The sequence below is a fragment of the Acinetobacter towneri DSM 14962 = CIP 107472 genome (assembly GCF_000368785.1).
Lineage (GTDB): Bacteria > Pseudomonadota > Gammaproteobacteria > Pseudomonadales > Moraxellaceae > Acinetobacter > Acinetobacter towneri.
The window spans coordinates 154,161-173,149 of record NZ_KB849688.1 but is presented as its reverse complement, the minus strand read 5'-3'; the positions used below and the strand labels follow the sequence as shown (position 1 = coordinate 173,149).

Genomic DNA, 18,989 nt, shown 5'->3' with positions numbered 1-18,989 from the left:
ATTTAACCCAACTTGCCAGCACTAAAATGGCTAAATCGGAGTAAGCGAATGAATACGCTCAGCATTTCTGACATTTTTTCTCAATTTTCTTATTATCAAGAACATTATCTTTCTATCTTGTCTACGCCTGAACAATACTACACTGCTGTAGAAGGCGCGTTTATTCATGTCTGGCCTTTGGCACCTCAAGATTTGTATTTGGGCGATTTATTGCAGTTGTGGTTTAGTGAAAAATGGCTCATTCAATCGACCTGCCAATTGCTTTCAGACCATCCAGACAACGGCACAAAAAAACCATTGCAGCGTGATCATGATTTGTATTTGTACCAACTGGCGGGCAGCGCGCTTTCGGGGAGTAACCGTTCACGCGTGTGGTCTGTGTCTGAACAAAAACAATTGCGTGTAGAATTAGACTTTGCTTTTCGCTATTTATGTGAATATAAAGGAACATCTCAACCTACAGTGTCTAAATCAGAACTGATTACTGCGTTGAAAAACAGTGTTTAATCTATGATGATTGATCATTGCCAGCCAAATAGATTTGCATTGAATCGAGTTAAATGACTCGCACCAAAATAGTGTTATAAACTGTGATAAAAATTTGCGAACAGCTTGAAAAGGATATTCAGCCGTGTGGATTAAAATATGCATTGCCATGCTCGCATTTGCTGCAAATTCTTTGCTGTGTCGTTTGGCATTGGCTGAACAGCAAATTGACCCTATGAGTTTTAGTTTGCTCAGGGTTGGCAGTGGGGCAGTGTGCTTAGGCATATTCTATGCTGTTTTGCAGGTTCAACAACCAATTCAATTCCAATGGAAATCTGCATTAAGCCTTGCTGTATATCTACTCGGTTTTTCGTTGGCATATTTGCATATAGATGCAGGCATTGGTGCATTGATTCTATTTGGCGCAGTGCAAATCACCATGATCAGTTATGCAATTTTGCATGGTGAGCGCATGACTTTGCCGCGCTGGGTCGGGTTAGGCTGTGCTGTATTGGGGATGGGCTTGTTGCTATTGCCTGAAGCCAGTACGCCAACGTTCAAATATGCATTGATGATGTTACTGGCAGGTATTGCATGGGGTTTTTACAGTATTGCTGCAAAGACGATGCAGCATGCTTTAACCAATACTCTATCTAATTTCATTCTGGCGACACCACTTGTTGCTGTATTTTTTCTTTGGTATTTACCCGAAAGTTTTATCACTTGGCAGGGTGTGGTTTTGGCAGTGTTGTCGGGTGCATTGGCTTCGGCTGGCGCGTATGTGTTGTGGTACAGCATTGTGAAAAAAATTGATCACATTACCGCAAGTACTGTGCAACTTTCTGTACCGTGTTTGGCGATTTTAGGCGGTGTGATTTTTTTAGGTGAACAACTCACCCTGTTGATGGTCGTGGCAACCTTGATTGTGTTGTGTGGTATTTTGATGGTGATTTTAACTAAACCACGTGTATAAAACCGTTTAGATTGCAGCGGGTTTGGTCTTTTATTGAATTTCTTATATCTATCAAGAAATGATTGTGAGGCTTTTTTAAAGCGTTGTTTGTGATCTCTCTCCTCAGAAAGAAGGGGAAATAGTGAGTGAAAAAACGCAATTAAAAACAAAAACCCACGATTCAATCGTGGGTTTTGTTCATCTAAACAGGTTTAGATTATTTTGCAGCTTTTTCAGCTTCGATTGAAGCAATCGCTTCATCTACACCTTCAATTGATTCAGCAGCTTTTTTGATACGTGCAAGCGCATCTACAAGTACTTCGTCTGCAGTTGCATAAGAAATACGCATGAAACCACCTAAACCGAACGCATCACCAGGAACAACGGCAACACCAGTTTCTTCCAATAACCAAGCAGAGAATTCTGTGCAAGATTTTAAGCCTTTCGCACGAATCAATGGTTTGATGTTTGCATACGCATAGAATGCGCCATCTGCAGGTAAGCAAGAAATACCTTTGATGTCATTCAAACCATTTACAACTAAGTCGTGACGGCGTTTGAATGCTTCAACCATTGGCTCAAGTACGTCTTGTGGGCCGTTCAATGCAGCTTCTGCAGCAACTTGCGAAATAGAAGTTGGGTTAGAAGTCGATTGAGATTGAATTTTCTTCATCGCACCAATTAGTTTAGCAGGGCCCGCTGCATAGCCAATACGCCAGCCAGTCATTGCATAAGCTTTAGACACACCGTTTAATACGATTGTGCGGTCATAAAGGTCTGGTGCAACTGTCGCGATGTTATAGAACTCATCATCCCAACGGATTGGTTCGTACATATCGTCAGATGCAATGAATACTTCAGGGTATTTGCGTAGTACAGCAGCCAAAGCTTCTAATTCAGCTTTAGTGTAGATCATACCTGTAGGGTTAGATGGGCTGTTTAACACCACTAAACGTGTTTTGTCAGTGATCGCAGCTTCTAATTGTTCAGGCGTGATTTTGAAACGTTGTTCTTCACCACATTCCACAATAACTGGCACGCCTTCAGCAATAATCACCATATCTGGATAGCTTACCCAGAACGGTGCAGGGATAATCACTTCATCACCCTTGTTTAACAAAGCCAACGCCAAGTTAAAGAATGATTGCTTACCACCACAAGACACCAAAATTTGGTTCGCTTGGTAGTCAAGATTATTGTCACGTTTTAATTTTGCGATAATGGCTTTTTTAAGACCAGGCGTACCGTCAACAGCAGTATATTTTGTAAAACCGTTATTAATTGCTGCAATAGCTGCATCTTTGATGTGTTGTGGTGTATCGAAATCCGGTTCACCTGCACCCAAACCAATAACGTTATGACCCGCAGCTTTAAGTTCAGCGGCTTTATTGGTTACTGCAAGTGTTGGGGACGGTTTGATGGCATTGACACGATCAGAGAGACGTACGTCCACGGCATATTCCTTCTTATAGGGATAAAAAAATAAAAAGCATATTATCTTAGCCTAAATTCGATGTCTGCGTCGTTTAAAATTGCATCAAATTAATAAAAAATCACCAAATTAGACCAATTTCCTATGAAATCGTGATTAAAACTGCTGTGAGGTGGAAGTTTCTCGCATCGGGCGGCAAAAAACTTTAAAATAGTCCAAATTTTATAAGAGTGATGGTCATGAGTAAGCAGCAGCCTACTTCAAAAAAACCATTGGTGAATCTCCCATTCCCAATGCCAAACACAGCGCAGGATAATGATCAGGCGGTACATAATTCGGTGCGTCCTAAACCTGAGCAATATGCGGATAAGACTTGGCCACCGCCACGTGGTACTCGTCGTTCGATGGGTAAGCGCTAAAAAAAATGCCACAATTACGTGGCATTTTTTATTGATGGGGATTTAAAAGTATTGAAATTAACGAACATGCTTACGCGCTTTGTTGGCAGGTTTTGGCGGCGAGATTTCACGTACGCCATGCCATACATCGCTAAAATCTTGCTCGTTGATATTATACAATTCCAATAAAGCCAAAATCGCTGCACCAAATAGCATTGGGCCTTCTGAATTATTTTGGAACTCGAATACCTTACCATTTAAGTTGTGCAAAATATCCTGAATTTCAAAGACCCGATCACGCCCATTGCTGTCAGTTGGGTACATTTGTGTATTCAATATGATTTTAGCCAAGGCTTTTTCATTATCGCTCAATGCCAAGACTTCAATTAATTCATCGGTGGCAGGGGTAAAAATCACAGAATCACGGTAAATGGTGTGTAGTAATTTTTGCGTTAGTTTAGGCAATGCTTTTTCGACAAAAGGACGAAACGACGCAGGAAAAATCACATTATGGGCAATGCCTTTAAACATAGGGGCAATTTCTTCAACCGTATAACCTGCAATACCACAACCAATTGAAGTTAAAAAATACTTCATTTTAGGATGGTTTTTGGCATAGATTTTAAAGTCATCCACATAGTGCTGAATTTGCGATAGTGGCATTTGTTGTAAATGTTCATTCATGGTTGGAATGGCAAAACTTTGTCCTGCCCAACCGCGCCCGACGCCTTCAACGGCACCAAAAAATTCTTTGGCTGTTCGTGCTGCACCACCTGCATGTTGTCCTGCCATGTTACTGCCAAATACGAAAACAGTATCTTCAGGGAGGCTTTTGATAATTGATTCGTCGTGATATTGGTAAGTCATGAATGTGTGCTTTTATGGTTGTCGTCCTGAAATTTCATGTTGCCTTTGAATAGCCAGTGGGTCAAGTCTTAAAGCAGTTTCCCCGTGCTCAATTTAGTCGTAGCACATCTTCGTTCTAACAGCGTCCAATACAGAATTAAAACCGAGCAATGGCTTTGTGGCTACGCAACATCGCCACAACATATTCGGATGTCCTGAGTGTAGGCAAATCTGCTAAAATATTAGGTCGCATCAAACCTGAGAGCTGCATTTGTGAGTGATAAGCAACCTTTCGATTTAGTCACCAACTATCAACCTGCGGGTGACCAACCACAAGCCATTGAAAAATTGGTTCAAGGGATAGAACAGGGCTATCATGATCAGCTATTACTTGGGGTTACAGGCTCAGGTAAGACTTATACCATGGCCAATGTGATTGCCAGAACACAGCGTCCGACCATTGTCATGGCACATAACAAAACGCTGGCAGCGCAGTTGTATGGTGAGTTTAAAGCGTTCTTTCCGAACAACGCAGTCGAATATTTTGTCAGTTATTATGACTATTATCAGCCTGAAGCCTATGTACCATCTTCCGATACTTTTATTGAAAAAGATGCGGCTATTAATGATCATATTGACCAAATGCGACTCTCGGCCACACGTGCTTTGCTAGAGCGTCGTGATGCCATTATTGTCGCATCGGTATCTGCAATTTACGGTTTGGGTGACCCCAATGCTTATATGAGCATGTTGCTGCATGTGGTGCAAGGTGATCGGGTGAATCGTGATGATTTGATCCGTCGTTTGGTGGAAATGCAATATAGCCGTAATGAGCTAGAGTTTTTGCGCGGTACTTACCGTATTCGTGGTGAAATTTTAGATATTTTCCCTGCTGAATCTGATCAGCATGCTATTCGCATAGAATTATTTGATGATGAAGTCGATTCGATTCGTTGGTTTGATCCATTAACAGGCAAATTGGTGCGTAAAGTGCCGCGCGTGACTATTTATCCTAAAAGTCACTATGTTACGCCTAAGGATAATTTGGAACGTGCGATTGGTACCATTAAAGAAGAACTAAAAGAGCGTTTGGTGTTTTTTCGCGAACATGACAAATTGCTAGAAGCGCAGCGCATAGAACAACGTACCCGCTATGATTTAGAAATGATGCAGCAATTGGGCTATACCAACGGCATCGAAAACTATTCACGACATTTGTCTGGACGACCTGCAGGCGAAGCACCGCCCACTTTGTTTGATTATGTACCTGATGATGCCTTGCTGATTATTGATGAATCGCACGTGACCGTTCCGCAAATTGGCGCGATGTATAAAGGTGACCGATCACGTAAAGAAAACTTGGTGAATTATGGTTTCCGTTTACCTAGTGCGTTAGACAACCGTCCAATGAAATTTGAAGAATGGGAGCGCATCGTCCCATCCACAATTTATGTGAGCGCTACACCTGCACAATATGAGTTGGAAAAATCGCAACAAATTGTAGAGCAAGTGGTGCGTCCAACAGGATTGATTGACCCAGAAATTGAAATTCGTCCTGTGTTAACGCAGGTGGATGATGTGCTGTCTGAAATCAATTTGCGTAAAGAATTGAATGAGCGGGTGTTGGTCACCACTTTAACCAAACGCATGGCTGAAGATTTGACCTCGTATTTAAAAGAATACGGCATTCGAGTGGCTTATTTACACTCTGATATTGATACCGTAGAACGCGTCAAAATTATTCACGAATTACGTACAGGCGTGCATGATGTCTTGGTTGGCATTAACCTGTTACGAGAAGGTTTAGACATGCCTGAAGTGTCTTTAGTGGCAATTTTAGATGCCGACAAAGAAGGCTTTTTACGTTCAGAACGTTCGTTGATTCAAACCATTGGACGTGCAGCACGTAACTTGAAAGGTAAAGCAATTTTATATGCAGATCGCATTACCGATTCAATGCAAAAGGCGATAGATGAAACAGAGCGTCGTCGTGCCAAACAAATTGAATTTAATGAATTGCACGGCATTACTCCACGTAGTGCAGTGCGTCAGGTGATTAAAGAAATCGACACAGGTGAAGTGCTGAACGATGAGCAAATTGATGAAAAAATCAATGCACAAAGCCGTGCTTTAAGTGACGATGAACAGCACATTTTGGCTGATCCTAAACTGTATGCCAAACATATTGCCAAACTTGAAAAAGAGATGTTGAAAGCATCTAAAGAACTGCAATTTGAACAAGCGGCTCGTTTACGTGATGAAATTTTGCGTTTAAAAGCGCAAATGTTGCAATCTGGCTAAATTGGGGCGAATTGCACTGTCAGTGTAAGTGCGAGTTTGCATACTAAACTTGCTATGTAAAATTTGAGTTGCAAAAATTACATATCCATACAGTAAATTGAAATGCTTGCGGTTATTTTTGAAGAAGATAAACAAAATTGACTGAACATTAGAGTTTAGAGGTTGGGACAATGGCTAAAAAACTTCCGTTTGCAGGTGCGCGACTTGCCAAAATTGCCCTTGGTGGTGTGGTGCTGATTGGTTTGGGTGCTGCGACTATGGCATATTCCAAAACCAATGAACCGATGAAAACGGTAGAAAAAGTCGAATTAGATAAATATTTAGGCGTTTGGTATGAGGTTGCAAGAAAGCCTTTATATTTCCAAAACAAATGCGGTTCAAATGTAACAGCAGCATATACATTGAATGAAAATGGCAATGTGCAGGTGGATAACCGTTGTATTGCAAAAGATGGCAAACAAATGCGTGCTTTGGGCGAAGCTTTTGTACAAAATGCGCCTTTTAACAGCAAACTCAAAGTTAGCTTTTTACCTGAAGTCATTCGTTGGTTGCCTGTAGGGCGTGGTGATTATTGGGTGTTAAAGCTAGATGATGACTATCAAACTGCCTTGGTGGGTGAACCACGCCGTAAATATTTATGGGTACTTTCACGTACGCCGCATCCTGATCAGGCTGTCGTGACTGAATATCTGAACTATGCCAAATCACTCGGTTATGACTTAAGTGATGTGATTTATACCAGACATACGCAAACTAAAAAGTCAGACTAAGTTGCAGCAGCTCCAGAGCTACTTATAGATATAAGCAGACAAACGTATGCAGACCAATTGACCACGCAAAAGCTGCGTGGTTTTTTATATCCTGTCATTTTAAATTTTGAACATTCGATCAATCTCTAAAACAACGTATATATGAGTATAATGCCGACTGATATAGGGGAGAGTCGGATGTATAAAGGCATTGCACTATCGGTTTTAGCATCGGTCACTTTTGGGGTGCTGTATTTTTATACCCAATTACTCAAACCTTTAGACAGCGAAGAAACTTTTGCGTGGCGTATGTTGGCAACTTTGCCATTCCTAACTTTGTTTATGTGGTGGTCGGGAGATTTAAAACATATTTCCGCGATTTTTCAGCGGCTCAAACAACAACCACAATTCATACTTTGGCTGATTTTTAGTTCTTTTTTATGTACTACGCAATTGTGGTTATTTTTGTGGGGGCCGATTAACGGGCGTGGTTTGCAGGTTTCTTTGGGTTATTTCTTATTGCCTTTGATCATGGTTTTGCTTGGCTGTGTGCTATATAAAGAAAAGTTATCGACTTGGCAGATGGCAGCAGTTGCCTTAGCCGTGCTAGGTGTCAGTCATGAAATCTGGCGCATTGGCACGGTGGCGTGGGAAACCTTATATGTGGCATTTGCCTATCCTTTATATTTCTTTTTACGTCGGGTCTTTCAAACCGATCACTTGGGCGGGTTTTGGTGGGATTTACTGCTAGTTATTCCTGTCGCGGTATATTTAGGCTTTTATTATAGTGACAGTGTAAATGTCATCGCAGCTTTTCCATATTTAATTTGGTCGGTACTTGGATTGGGCTTTTTAAGTGCATTGGGACTTGGCAGTTATATTTTGGCCAGCCGCCATTTGCCTTTTGTGATTTTTGGTTTACTGAGTTATTTAGAACCTGTGCTGTTGGCTTTTGTGTCTATGTTGTTAGGTGAACGAGTTGAAGCAGGGGAATGGCTGACTTATATCCCAATTTGGTTGGCAGTTGCATTATTGGTGGTTGAAGGGTGCTTGCATTTAAGAAAGCAAAAAATGAATCAGCAAGATTTACAGCGGAAAATTCAACAGTCATCTGAATAATAAAAGCCGTCGTTATGGTGAGATATTCAAATTTCCAAGAGGATAATGAGGTTTGGCATCATCCTCCTTTTCGTCTAAAAAATTGAACTTTTGTTGAAAAAACTAAAATCACAAAAATAATTACAACTATTTTATGAATTTATAGTGAATATATAGGAAAATATTCGGGTCAGTACCAGCTTTTGATTCAATCTTGACGACAATTCCATTACAATTATCGGGTTTTGAAATTCATGCCTAGATATACAATTAATTAGAGGACGTATCTGTGAGCAAAGAGACTATCATCGCCCTACACGCAGAGCACCAAGGTCGCTGGAAAAACCGTGAAGAAATCGCGGAACGTATGATTGCTTTACTCGGTCAGTTGTACCGTGAAAAAAATATCATGGTTTCAGTTTTTGGTCGTTCTTTAGTTAACCGTTCTGTGATTCAAATTTTGAAAGCACACCGTCGTACTCGTATGATGGACGTAGAACTTTCAGTTGTTCACACTTTCCCATTGCTTGAAGCTTTGGCTAAAGTAGACAACATCGGTTCAGCAGAAATCGACTTAGGTAAACTTGCTGTTGAATATAAAGAAAAAGGCGGCGATGTAAATGCATTTGTTGCAGACGCTGTGAAATCTTTAGCGGGCAATCCAACAACTGTAGAAAGCAAAGATGTTGTACTTTACGGTTTTGGTCGTATTGGTCGTATCCTTGCGCGTTTAATCATTGGTCAATCTGGTCTTGGCCGTGGCTTAAACCTTAAAGCAATTGTGGTACGTAAATCGTCTGATGGTGATTTAGAAAAACGTGCGTCTTTATTGCGTCGTGACTCTATTCACGGTCCATTTGCAGGCACGATTTCTGTAGATGAAGAAAATGAAGCAATTATCGCAAATGGTAACTTCATTAAAGTGATCTATGCGTCTAACCCATCTGAAGTAGACTATACGGCTTATGGCATCAACAATGCATTGGTGATTGACAACACAGGTAAATGGCGTGATGCAGAAGGTCTTGCACAACACCTTCAATGCCCAGGTGCTGCACGCGTAATTTTAACTGCACCTGGTAAAGGTGACATGAAAAACGTGGTGTACGGTGTTAACCAAGCAGACATTCTTGATGAAGATACCATTATTTCTGCAGCAAGCTGTACAACAAACGCAATTACACCAACTTTAAAAGTGTTGCATGACAAGTACACTGTTGTGAATGGTCACGTTGAAACTGTTCACTCATTCACTAACGACCAAAACTTGATTGATAACTATCACAAGGCTGATCGTCGTGGTCGCGCAGCAACATTGAACATGGTTATTACCGAAACAGGTGCAGCGAAAGCTGTTGCGAAAGCATTGCCTGCATTACAAGGTAAATTAACAGGTAACTCTGTACGTGTTCCAACGCCAAACGTATCACTTGCAATCTTGAACTTAACGCTTGAGAAAGAAGTAGATCGTGAAGAAGTGAATGAATACATTCGTCAAATTTCAATTCACTCTAATCTTCAAGGTCAAATTGGTTATACCAACTCGACTGAAGTGGTTTCAAGTGACTTCATTGGTTCGCGTACTGCAGGTGTATTTGATGCGCAAGCAACCATTACTTCAGGCAACCGTTTAACTGCTTACGTTTGGTATGACAACGAAGTGGGTTATAGCTGCCAAGTATTGCGTATTGCTGAACAAATGGGCGGCGTAAGCTATCCTAAAGTTCCTGCTGAAACAAATGCATAATTTGTAGATACAGAATTTAAAATCAAAAAGAGCTTCAAATGAAGCTCTTTTTTTTGCATTCATTTCATTCTTAAATATAAGGATGAGTGTTGAAATTTCCACCTAATACGCTATCCTAAACTTACCAAAATAAAGTCTATGCTAAAAAGTAAGTAGATTTGATTTTGCTTTCAAGCTTTCAAAGCCTGAACAATAGAAATAACAGAAGGATACCGTTATGCAATATGCAACCAGTCACTTACTCGGGCAAGTCCTTGCTAAAGATTGTCCATCACGGATTCGTTTAGAACATTTAGCCAATAAATGGTCAATGTTGGTGTTGCATTGTTTAAGCGAAGGTTTGCACCGCTTTAGTGAGCTAAGACAGCGCATTGAAGGGGTGAGTGAAAAAATGCTGGCGCAAACCCTGAAAACTCTTGAGCAAGATGGGTTAATTTTACGTACAGTTTACCCAACGGTGCCGCCTAAAGTGGAATATCAACTCACTTTTGAAGGCTCACAAATTGCAGCAAGAGTGAATCAACTGATTGAGTATTTAGAACAGCATTTGCCTGAAACTTCACAGCAATCTTCTCACTAATGGATTACTCATCTTTTAGGGAAGTCGCTGTAGATGTTCCTACTCCAAAGCACATTCTGGATGATTAAATAGTGCGTCGATGTGAAAAATCATAACGATCAATCAGCAAAATCCCGATGGCAAATACCAAAATACTGACAACACAACCCATCCAGCCCCGGTGTTGCCATGCGTAGACCGCCGTCAGTGAACCAAGTGCTGCACCTGAAAAATAAATAGTCATATATACCGCATTAATGCGGGAACGTGCGGTGGCATCAATTCGGTACACCAAGTTTTGATTCAATACGTGAAAAGCAGTTAGACCAAAATAACTCATCAATACGCCAACGGCATAAGCCACAATATTCTGCTGTGCAAAAAAGAGTGGAATGCAAGAAAACAACATCAAGCCAATACATAATATTGCGACAAAATTCACACGACCTTTGCCCACCGTTTTACCCGACCAACTTGATGAGAAAATTCCAATCACACCCAATAAACCAAAAAGCCCAACTTGAAAATCACTAAAATGATAAGGCGGATTGGCTAAAACAAAAGTCATGGAAGTAAAAACCAAGGACAAAATGGCAAAGCCCAAAGCGCCTGCGCAGGCTCTACGAATTAAATGTGGCTGGGTTACAGCCAGCTGAATTAAAGAACGATAAATGCCCGCTACAGTTAAATTTTTATTGGCAGCTGTAGAGGGAAGTTTTGTCCACATTAGGCCTGCAAAAAGTAGGGTGATGATGCCGCTGCTGAAATAGACAGCTTCCCAAGACCAATAGGTTGATACAAATCCTGCAAAAGTGCGCGATAAAATAATCCCCATTACCAAGCCACTCATCAATTTTCCGACAATGGCAGCACTCGATTCAGGTGGACTGATGCTAGATGCAAATGGAATAAGCACTTGTGCAGAAATCGCACCAAAAGTGGCACATACGGTAAAGAAATACAGCATGGCTAAATTGCTGCTAAAAGACAGCAAAATTTGCGAACACGCAGCAAAAACCATCAGACTGACAATCAATTTACGCTTATTTAGCAAGTCACCTAAAGGCACGAGTAACATTAAACCTAGTCCATAGCCTATTTGTGCCAAAACCACAGCAAAGCCTGCCTGACTGGTGCTAATTCCTAAACTTTTTTCAATTGAATAAATTAAAGGCTGATTAAAATATGCCGATCCCGCACACAAGCCACAGGCGGTTGCCATGAGTAAAATAAATTTAGGCGATAAAGCAGGCGTGGTTGTGGTGGCAACAGCATTAGACATGGCGGCAGAAAGCAAACAAGGGTTAAAGCACTATAAGAACTTAGATGGCGAAGGAGAAATAAGAAAAAACGATCATATCATTGCTAAAAGAAATGAGTGTTTTGAACAATCAAGGATAAAAAGCATCTACGCATACGATTGCATAAATATAATTCGAGAAATTCTCTAAAATATGGCAGAATATACGGCTTTTAAAGTTTTTAGAGGATTGGCAAGATGCGCTTTGTTGATGAAGCAGTCATTACCGTAGAGGCTGGCGACGGTGGCAATGGCGTAGCCAGTTTTCGCCGAGAGAAATTTGTACCATTTGGTGGGCCAGATGGCGGTGATGGTGGTCGTGGCGGCAGTATTTTTATTCAAGCCGACGACAACGCAAGCACCCTTGTAGATTATCGTTATACCCGTAAATTTCGCGCTGAACGTGGTAAAAACGGGTCGGGCGCAAACTGTGCAGGTCGTGGCGGTGAATCTGTCGTTTTGACCGTTCCAGTGGGCACAACCATTGTAGATACAGACTCTGGTGATATTATTGCAGATTTAGTCGAAAGCGGTCAGAAAGTATTGGTCGCTCAAGGCGGTGATGGTGGTTTAGGGAATACTCACTTTAAATCATCTACCAACCGAACACCGCGTAAATTCACGCATGGTACCAAAGGTGAATTCCGTGAAATCCGTTTGGAGTTGAAAGTCCTTGCCGATGTAGGCTTGCTAGGCATGCCAAACGCGGGTAAATCGACCTTTATTCGTGCCGTGTCTGCGGCAAAACCAAAAGTTGCTGACTATCCATTTACCACCATGGTGCCAAATTTAGGCGTGGTGGATGCAGATCGTCATCGTTCTTTTGTCATGGCAGATATTCCAGGACTAATTGAAGGTGCAGCAGAAGGCGCAGGTTTGGGGATTCGCTTCCTGAAACACTTGGCGCGTACTCGTATTTTACTGCACATTGTGGATGTTCAACCTATTGATGGTTCTGATCCTGCGTACAATGCCAAAGCAATTCTGCAAGAGTTGGAAAAATTCTCTCCAACTTTGGCAAAGTTACCAATCGTGTTGGTGTTGAATAAACTTGATCAACTTCCTGAAGATTCACGTGAAGAATGGTGTAAACACATTCTTGAAGAATTGCAGTGGGATGGTCCTGTGTTCAAAACTTCAGGCTTAATGTCTGAAGGTACACAGCAAGTGGTGTATTACTTGATGGATCAAATTGAGCAACAACGTGAACGCGAAGTTGAAGATCCTGAGTACGCAGCAGAAATGAAAGCATTCCGTGATCAGCTGGAAGCTGAAACACGTGAACAAACCATTGCCGCGAAAGAAGCGTATCGTGAGATGCGCCGTCAGCAACGTCTTGCAGGTATGCTGGGCGATGATGACGAAGACGATGATGGTGAAGATGGCGAAGTAGAAGTGTACTACGTACGCTAAGCGCTACAAAAAGTGACTGAGGACAAGATGATAGAAGTGGTAGATGGGCAACGTCAGCTCAAGGGTTGTAAACGAATCGTTGTTAAAATCGGATCATCTTTACTCACAGCCAATGGGCAAGGTTTAGATTTGGATGCAATCTCGCATTGGGCGGGACAAATTGCAGATCTACACAATGCTGGACACGAAATTATTTTGGTGTCATCGGGAGCTGTGGCTGAAGGTATGGTGCGAATGAAACTTGAGCATCGACCCACTGATCTACCCAGTCTTCAGGCATGCGCTGCCATTGGTCAAATGGGCTTGATTCAGACTTGGTCAAGTGTGCTGGAAAAACACCAGATTCAAACTGCACAAGTCCTATTAACCCATGATGATTTGGCAGATCGTCGTCGTTATTTAAATTCCTGTGATGCATTGCAAAACCTGATTGAATGGCGCGTGATTCCTGTCATCAATGAAAATGACACAGTCTCTACTGATGAAATTCGCTTTGGTGATAATGACACTTTGGCTGCGATGGTAGCAGGGCAGGTACATGCAGATTTGTTGATTATTTTGACCGATCAACAAGGTATGTTTGACTCCGATCCACGTTCTAATCCAAATGCAAAACTGTTCCATACTGTACGTGCTTTAGATGAAAGTCTGTTTGATATGGCAGGTGGTGGCGGCAAGTTCGGGCGCGGCGGCATGCTGACCAAAGTCCGTGCAGCGCGTTTAGCGGCTAAATCGGGTTGTCCAACTTTAATTGCCAGTGGTGAAAGTGACAATGTGCTTGCGCGTTTAATGGCGGGCGAAATGTTGGGTACACTGTTCATTACTGACAATGACCGTATTGCAGCGCATCAACAGTGGTTGGCGGCACATTTACAAACGGCAGGACGTTTGGTGATTGATGATGGCGCAGTCAAAGCCATTAAAGAAAATCATCGCAGTTTATTGCCTGTGGGTGTAAAAGCGGTAGAAGGGCATTTTGAACGTGGCGATGTGGTGGAGTGTGTAGATACACAAGGTCATCGTGTCGCTGTGGGACGTGTTAATTTTAGTTCACGTTCTGCAGATTTGGTCAAAGGCTTGGCTTCTGACAAAGTGCATCAGGTGTTAGGCGAGGCACGTTCGTTGGAGATGATCCATCGCAATCACATAGCGATTTATTGATGATGCTGTAAGTTATCATTCAATTGAAGTTATTAAAAAACCCGCTTGGAATATCTAAGCGGGTTTTTTATTACTTAAACAACGCATGTCATGCTTCAAGTTTATTTAAACTGAATCGTTCCATTTGCATTGACTGTAATTTTAGATTCACCTGCTGCCATATCTTGATCAGCTACAGCCGTTTCTGCGACAGCAAATTTAGCCATACTCGCGCGCATAACAGGTTGCGGAAAATAAGAATTGGTGTTTAGGTTCAAATTAACCAAGTTATAGCCCGATTTATTCCAAGCCTGACTTAACATTTGCGCACGTTGTTGAAAGTTTTTAGACGCTTCGACCATCAACTCATTTTCAACTTTTTTACGTTGTGCATCAGACACGCTAAAATTAATAGATTGGGTCTGAAAGTTTTGTTGTAGCTCGCTCACCAATTGGCTTGCTGCTTTAAAATCGGTACTTTGTACCCGTACCTCTGCACGACCGCGCCATTCTTTTAACTTACGACTGTCATTGTCGTAAATTGGATAGGTGGTTTGCGAACCTGTTTCAACTTTCACTTGTGGATACTTACGTGCAGTTGCAATGGCTTGGCTCATTAACTGGTTAATTTGTGATGCAAGTTCAGCAGGCTGTTTGTGACTTTTTTCAATATATAACACAGCGTGCATTTGATCATTTGAAACTTCGCGTGTAGCTTCAGCTTGAACATTGATGATATTGTAATTTAAAGATTCATTTTGTTGGGCAAAAGCGGTGCTTGCAGCACCAACAGCCAACAGGGTAGCAGCGAGAGAAAGTAAGCGCATATTCTGACCTTTTGTTCAAATTATCGAGATTTTAAAATGTGTTTTAACTGCTTTAAATTTTAGCTTTGCTTTGTGAGGATTTTTAGTTGAATTTGTGGTGGCTTTGTAAAATATGCGTTAAAAATTGCGGTAAATACTGCTTTATAAAATTCAATAAAAATAATGATCTATACTATTTTGAAAATAAATGCTGCATGACTTGAGAGATTGTGTAAAAAAAAGTATAAAAGGAAGTGGAAAGAGTTAAATTTTCTTTCCTTTGTCACAATGTAAGATGATAATTCAATCGAATCATCTGCAAGATATGTTTTTTCGATGAAATTAGGCAATATTTGGGTTAAACCTGTTTATTTTCTAGAAAAATTAGGTATTATCCCGCTTCCTAGTCTTGAAGAACAAAACTCTATCTCGCTAGATCAAAAAAGCACCGAGTCAAAGGACCGCAAGTCACCAGACTTATTTCTTTCAACCCATATCAGAGATGGTAATTCGATATGAGCGTTACTTCTGTAAACCCTGCCAACCATTCCACAAACGAATACTACTTGACTCGCCAAAGTCAGATGGAATCGAATGTGCGTAGTTATCCTCGTAAATTACCGTTAGCGATAGCGAAAGCACTGGGTTGTTGGGTTACCGATGTTGAAGGTACTGAGTACCTAGATTGTTTGGCTGGGGCAGGAACCTTGGCATTGGGCCATAACCATCCTGCGGTGGTTCAAAGCATCCAAGACACTTTAGCGAGTGGTTTGCCATTACATACCCTAGATTTAACGACACCTTTGAAAGATGCTTTTACTGAAGCGTTACTTTCACACATGCCTGGTGGTCAAGAAGAATACTGCTTGCAGTTCTGTGGTCCTACAGGTGCAGATGGCACAGAAGCGGCAATCAAACTTGCAAAAACCTATACAGGTCGTAGCTCAGTCATCAGCTTCTCAGGTGGCTATCATGGTATGACTCATGGTTCATTGGCGATGACAGGTAACTTGTCTGCAAAAAACGCAGTCAATGGTTTAATGCCTGGTGTTCAATTTATGCCATATCCGCATGAATACCGCTGCCCACTTGGTATTGGCGGTGAAGCGGGTGTAGATGCTTTAACGTATTATTTTGAAAACTTCATTGAAGATGTAGAAAGCGGTGTAACTAAGCCTGCAGCTGTGATTCTTGAAGCAATTCAAGGTGAAGGCGGTGTAGTGACTGCACCAATTAAATGGTTGAAAAAAATCCGCGAAGTGACTGAAAAGCACAACATCGTTTTAATTTTAGACGAAGTTCAAGCGGGCTTTGCACGTTCAGGCAAAATGTTTGCATTTGAACATGCAGGTATTGAGCCAGACGTGATTGTAATGTCTAAAGCTGTTGGTGGTGGTTTGCCATTGGCTGTACTTGCAATTAAACGTAAGTTTGACGCATGGCAGCCTGCAGGTCACACGGGTACTTTCCGTGGTAACCAATTGGCAATGGGTACTGGTCTTGTGGTGCTTAAAACCATTAAAGAACAAAACCTTGCACAAAATGCGCAAGAGCGTGGTGAGTTCTTACAAGCTGAATTGAAAAAATTAGCTGTTGAATTCCCATGTATTGGTAACGTGCGTGGTCGCGGTTTAATGATTGGTATCGAAATTGTAGATGAACGCCAAGAAAAAGACCGTTTAGGTGCTTATCCAGCAGACTCTCAATTGGCTGCTGCTGTTCAAGCTGCATGTTTTGACAACAAATTGTTGCTTGAGAAAGGTGGTCGTGGTGGTACGGTAATCCGTTTACTTTGTCCACTCATCATTACTCAAGAAGAGTGTGTAGAAGTCATCGCTCGCTTCAAGAAAGCAGTTGCTGAAGCGTTAGTCGCAGTTCGAGGCGCATAAGTTTATGGTAGATTTTGCAGAACATCGTAAAGCGTTACTCTGCAATGATGCTCAATCCATTGCTGACTACAGTGCAGCAATGGAACAAGCGACTCAAGCAGTCGCGGCATGGTTGCAAAATGACAAAATGTACACAGGCGGCAGCATTAAAGAATTGCGTGAAGCGATTTCTTTCCAGCCTGCAAAACAAGGTTTGGGTGTACAAAAGTCATTGGAACGCATGGTTGAGCTTTTCTTAAACAAAAGTTTAAAAGTTCATCATCCACATTCTTTGGCACATTTGCATTGTCCAACTATGGTGGCAAGCCAAATTGCAGAAGTTCTCATTAACGCAACCAACCAATCTATGGACTCTTGGGATCAAAGCCCTGCAGGTTCATTGATGGAAGTACAACTAATTGACTGGTTACGTCAAAAAGTTGGCTATGGTGCAGGTCAAGCGGGCGTGTTCACTTCAGGTGGTACGCAGTCTAACTTGATGGGTGTGTTATTGGCGCGTGATGCGTGTATTGCAAAGAACTGGAAAGATGAAAACGGTAATCCGTGGTCTGTTCAGCGCGATGGTATTCCAAGCGATGCAATGCGTAATGTGAAAGTCATTTGTTCTGAAAATGCACACTTCTCTGTGCAAAAGAACATGGCGATGATGGGTATGGGCTTCCAATCGGTTGTTACTGTACCTGTTAATGAAAATGCACAAATGGACGTGGTTGCACTTGAGCAAACCATGGCGCATTTAAAATCTGAAGGTAAGATCGTTGCGTGTGTGGTTGCGACTGCAGGTACAACCGATGCAGGCGCGATTGATCCGCTTAAAAAGATTCGTGACATCACTAATCAATATGGCGCGTGGATGCACATTGACGCAGCTTGGGGTGGTGCATTAATTCTTTCTAACAGTCATCGTGACATGCTTGATGGTATTGAGCTGTCTGATTCTGTGACACTGGATTTCCATAAGCATTACTTCCAAACTATTTCGTGCGGTGCGTTCTTACTGAAAGATGAAGCGAACTATCGTTTCATGCACTATGAAGCAGAATATTTGAACTCTGCTTATGATGAAGAACATGGCGTACCAAACTTGGTGTCTAAGTCATTGCAAACAACGCGTCGTTTTGATGCGTTGAAACTTTGGATGACGATTGAAGCATTAGGTGAAGAGCTTTACGGTTCTATGATTGATCATGGTGTGAAGCTAACCCGTGACGTTGCTGATTATATTAAAGCGACTGCAGGTTTAGAATTGTTGGTTGAACCACAATTTGCTTCAGTGTTGTTCCGTGTTGTGCCTGAAGGTTATCCTGCAGAGTTCTTGGATAGCTTGAACCAAAACGTGGCAGATGAATTATTTGCACGTGGTGAGGCCAATATTGGTGTAACTAAAGTCGGTAATGTTCAATCATTGAAGATGACGACTTTAAGTCCAGTGGCAACACTTGAAAACGTGAAAAACTTGTTAGGCCTAGTATTGGCAGAAGCAGATCGCATTAAAGATGCGATTGTCGCGGGTACTTATACGCCACCAATCGACTAATGCTTTCATTATTCAGATTGTTATGAAATACAACAAAAGAAGTCACTACGGTGGCTTTTTTTGTGTCTGATTAAAAATATTGCAGTGAAGTGTTGTACCGTTCTTGCTTGAATTTTGTGATGGATTGGGTGTTTTGGGCTCAAATAATGCACTGCGGATGTCATAAAAATTACGCAATTGGCGAATAAACCATCAATTTTGGTAGAAAAAACCATAAATAATGATGACATTGGCATGAATTATTACAATTTGAAATTTAAATACTGAAAAAAAATAAGCACTCTAGTGTTTTATTAGTTATTGATTTTAAATCATTTAAAAATTATTTCAGATACG

General features: G+C 41.5%; 17 protein-coding genes. 13 read left to right on the top strand and 4 right to left on the bottom strand.

The window, feature by feature from the left end:
- The first annotated feature begins 48 nt into the window (after positions 1 to 48).
- Positions 49 to 507: a hypothetical protein gene (locus F947_RS02345; RefSeq protein ID WP_004971712.1), complete on the top strand. Its 459-nt coding sequence runs from the start codon at positions 49 to 51 to the stop codon at positions 505 to 507.
- Positions 508 to 631: 124 nt separating this feature from the next.
- Positions 632 to 1,459: a DMT family transporter gene (locus F947_RS02340; protein WP_004971710.1), complete on the top strand. Its 828-nt coding sequence runs from the start codon at positions 632 to 634 to the stop codon at positions 1,457 to 1,459.
- 196 nt (positions 1,460 to 1,655) lie between these two features.
- Here the strand turns inward: F947_RS02340 and F947_RS02335 are convergent, their stop codons facing one another.
- Positions 1,656 to 2,891 carry a pyridoxal phosphate-dependent aminotransferase gene (locus tag F947_RS02335; protein ID WP_004971708.1) on the bottom strand — a complete coding sequence of 412 codons (1,236 nt, stop codon included), beginning with the start codon at positions 2,889 to 2,891 and terminating at the stop codon, positions 1,656 to 1,658.
- A 218-nt stretch (positions 2,892 to 3,109) separates the two neighbouring features.
- On the opposite strand from F947_RS02335, the gene F947_RS02330 reads away from it, so the two are divergent.
- Positions 3,110 to 3,289, top strand: coding sequence for a hypothetical protein (locus F947_RS02330; protein WP_004971707.1), 180 nt, complete (start codon positions 3,110 to 3,112; stop codon positions 3,287 to 3,289).
- A gap of 57 nt (positions 3,290 to 3,346) precedes the next feature.
- On the opposite strand, the gene F947_RS02325 is transcribed toward F947_RS02330, so the two are convergent.
- Positions 3,347 to 4,135, bottom strand: coding sequence for an A1S_2505 family phage non-structural protein (locus tag F947_RS02325; RefSeq protein WP_004971705.1), 789 nt, complete (start codon positions 4,133 to 4,135; stop codon positions 3,347 to 3,349).
- A gap of 252 nt (positions 4,136 to 4,387) precedes the next feature.
- On the opposite strand from F947_RS02325, the gene uvrB reads away from it, so the two are divergent.
- The 5 genes from uvrB to F947_RS02300 all read left to right on the top strand — a co-directional run bounded on the left by uvrB (position 4,388) and on the right by F947_RS02300 (position 10,589).
- On the top strand, positions 4,388 to 6,415 hold the full coding sequence (gene uvrB / locus F947_RS02320) for an excinuclease ABC subunit UvrB (protein ID WP_004971703.1): 2,028 nt from the start codon (positions 4,388 to 4,390) through the stop codon (positions 6,413 to 6,415).
- 170 nt (positions 6,416 to 6,585) lie between these two features.
- Positions 6,586 to 7,185: a lipocalin family protein gene (locus F947_RS02315; RefSeq protein WP_004971700.1), complete on the top strand. Its 600-nt coding sequence runs from the start codon at positions 6,586 to 6,588 to the stop codon at positions 7,183 to 7,185.
- A gap of 177 nt (positions 7,186 to 7,362) precedes the next feature.
- Positions 7,363 to 8,283 (top strand): EamA family transporter RarD, encoded by a 921-nt coding sequence (gene rarD, locus F947_RS02310; protein WP_004971698.1) that lies wholly within the window; start codon positions 7,363 to 7,365, stop codon positions 8,281 to 8,283.
- A 268-nt stretch (positions 8,284 to 8,551) separates the two neighbouring features.
- On the top strand, positions 8,552 to 10,009 hold the full coding sequence (locus tag F947_RS02305; protein WP_004971695.1) for a glyceraldehyde-3-phosphate dehydrogenase: 1,458 nt from the start codon (positions 8,552 to 8,554) through the stop codon (positions 10,007 to 10,009).
- 217 nt (positions 10,010 to 10,226) lie between these two features.
- The gene (locus F947_RS02300; RefSeq protein WP_004971692.1) at positions 10,227 to 10,589 is read left to right on the top strand and encodes a winged helix-turn-helix transcriptional regulator; all 363 of its coding nucleotides are present in this window, start codon (positions 10,227 to 10,229) and stop codon (positions 10,587 to 10,589) included.
- A gap of 64 nt (positions 10,590 to 10,653) precedes the next feature.
- On the opposite strand, the gene F947_RS02295 is transcribed toward F947_RS02300, so the two are convergent.
- The gene (locus tag F947_RS02295; protein WP_004971691.1) at positions 10,654 to 11,850 is read right to left on the bottom strand and encodes an MFS transporter; all 1,197 of its coding nucleotides are present in this window, start codon (positions 11,848 to 11,850) and stop codon (positions 10,654 to 10,656) included.
- Here F947_RS02295 and F947_RS14570 point away from each other — a divergent pair.
- From F947_RS14570 to proB, 3 genes are read left to right on the top strand one after another with little or no spacing between them, the layout of a single operon-like run.
- The gene (locus tag F947_RS14570; RefSeq protein ID WP_131261149.1) at positions 11,831 to 12,019 is read left to right on the top strand and encodes a hypothetical protein; all 189 of its coding nucleotides are present in this window, start codon (positions 11,831 to 11,833) and stop codon (positions 12,017 to 12,019) included. The two genes, F947_RS02295 and F947_RS14570, sit on opposite strands and share 20 nt — an antisense overlap.
- Before the next feature lie 47 nt (positions 12,020 to 12,066).
- Positions 12,067 to 13,281, top strand: coding sequence for an Obg family GTPase CgtA (gene cgtA, locus F947_RS02290; protein WP_004971687.1), 1,215 nt, complete (start codon positions 12,067 to 12,069; stop codon positions 13,279 to 13,281).
- A gap of 27 nt (positions 13,282 to 13,308) precedes the next feature.
- Positions 13,309 to 14,442, top strand: coding sequence for a glutamate 5-kinase (gene proB / locus F947_RS02285; protein ID WP_004971685.1), 1,134 nt, complete (start codon positions 13,309 to 13,311; stop codon positions 14,440 to 14,442).
- A 101-nt stretch (positions 14,443 to 14,543) separates the two neighbouring features.
- Here the strand turns inward: proB and F947_RS02280 are convergent, their stop codons facing one another.
- Complete coding sequence (locus tag F947_RS02280; RefSeq protein ID WP_004971683.1) at positions 14,544 to 15,248, bottom strand: SIMPL domain-containing protein; 705 nt, start codon at positions 15,246 to 15,248, stop codon at positions 14,544 to 14,546.
- Between the two features lie 494 nt (positions 15,249 to 15,742).
- Here F947_RS02280 and F947_RS02270 point away from each other — a divergent pair, with 494 nt between their 5' ends.
- Together F947_RS02270 and F947_RS02265 are read left to right on the top strand one after the other, a co-directional pair.
- Positions 15,743 to 17,116, top strand: coding sequence for a diaminobutyrate--2-oxoglutarate transaminase (locus F947_RS02270; protein WP_004971681.1), 1,374 nt, complete (start codon positions 15,743 to 15,745; stop codon positions 17,114 to 17,116).
- 4 nt (positions 17,117 to 17,120) lie between these two features.
- Positions 17,121 to 18,653 carry a pyridoxal phosphate-dependent decarboxylase family protein gene (locus F947_RS02265; protein WP_004971679.1) on the top strand — a complete coding sequence of 511 codons (1,533 nt, stop codon included), beginning with the start codon at positions 17,121 to 17,123 and terminating at the stop codon, positions 18,651 to 18,653.
- Positions 18,654 to 18,989: the final 336 nt, after the last annotated feature.

Coding starts and splice junctions, on each gene's coding strand:
- F947_RS02345 (WP_004971712.1), top strand. CDS start 49: ATGAATACGCTCAGCATTTCTGACATTTTTTCTCAATTTTCTTATTAT.
- F947_RS02330 (WP_004971707.1), top strand. CDS start 3,110: ATGAGTAAGCAGCAGCCTACTTCAAAAAAACCATTGGTGAATCTCCCA.
- F947_RS02325 (WP_004971705.1), bottom strand. CDS start 4,135: ATGACTTACCAATATCACGACGAATCAATTATCAAAAGCCTCCCTGAA.
- F947_RS02315 (WP_004971700.1), top strand. CDS start 6,586: ATGGCTAAAAAACTTCCGTTTGCAGGTGCGCGACTTGCCAAAATTGCC.
- rarD (WP_004971698.1), top strand. CDS start 7,363: ATGTATAAAGGCATTGCACTATCGGTTTTAGCATCGGTCACTTTTGGG.
- F947_RS02300 (WP_004971692.1), top strand. CDS start 10,227: ATGCAATATGCAACCAGTCACTTACTCGGGCAAGTCCTTGCTAAAGAT.
- F947_RS02295 (WP_004971691.1), bottom strand. CDS start 11,850: ATGTCTAATGCTGTTGCCACCACAACCACGCCTGCTTTATCGCCTAAA.
- cgtA (WP_004971687.1), top strand. CDS start 12,067: ATGCGCTTTGTTGATGAAGCAGTCATTACCGTAGAGGCTGGCGACGGT.
- proB (WP_004971685.1), top strand. CDS start 13,309: ATGATAGAAGTGGTAGATGGGCAACGTCAGCTCAAGGGTTGTAAACGA.
- F947_RS02280 (WP_004971683.1), bottom strand. CDS start 15,248: ATGCGCTTACTTTCTCTCGCTGCTACCCTGTTGGCTGTTGGTGCTGCA.
- F947_RS02270 (WP_004971681.1), top strand. CDS start 15,743: ATGAGCGTTACTTCTGTAAACCCTGCCAACCATTCCACAAACGAATAC.
- F947_RS02265 (WP_004971679.1), top strand. CDS start 17,121: ATGGTAGATTTTGCAGAACATCGTAAAGCGTTACTCTGCAATGATGCT.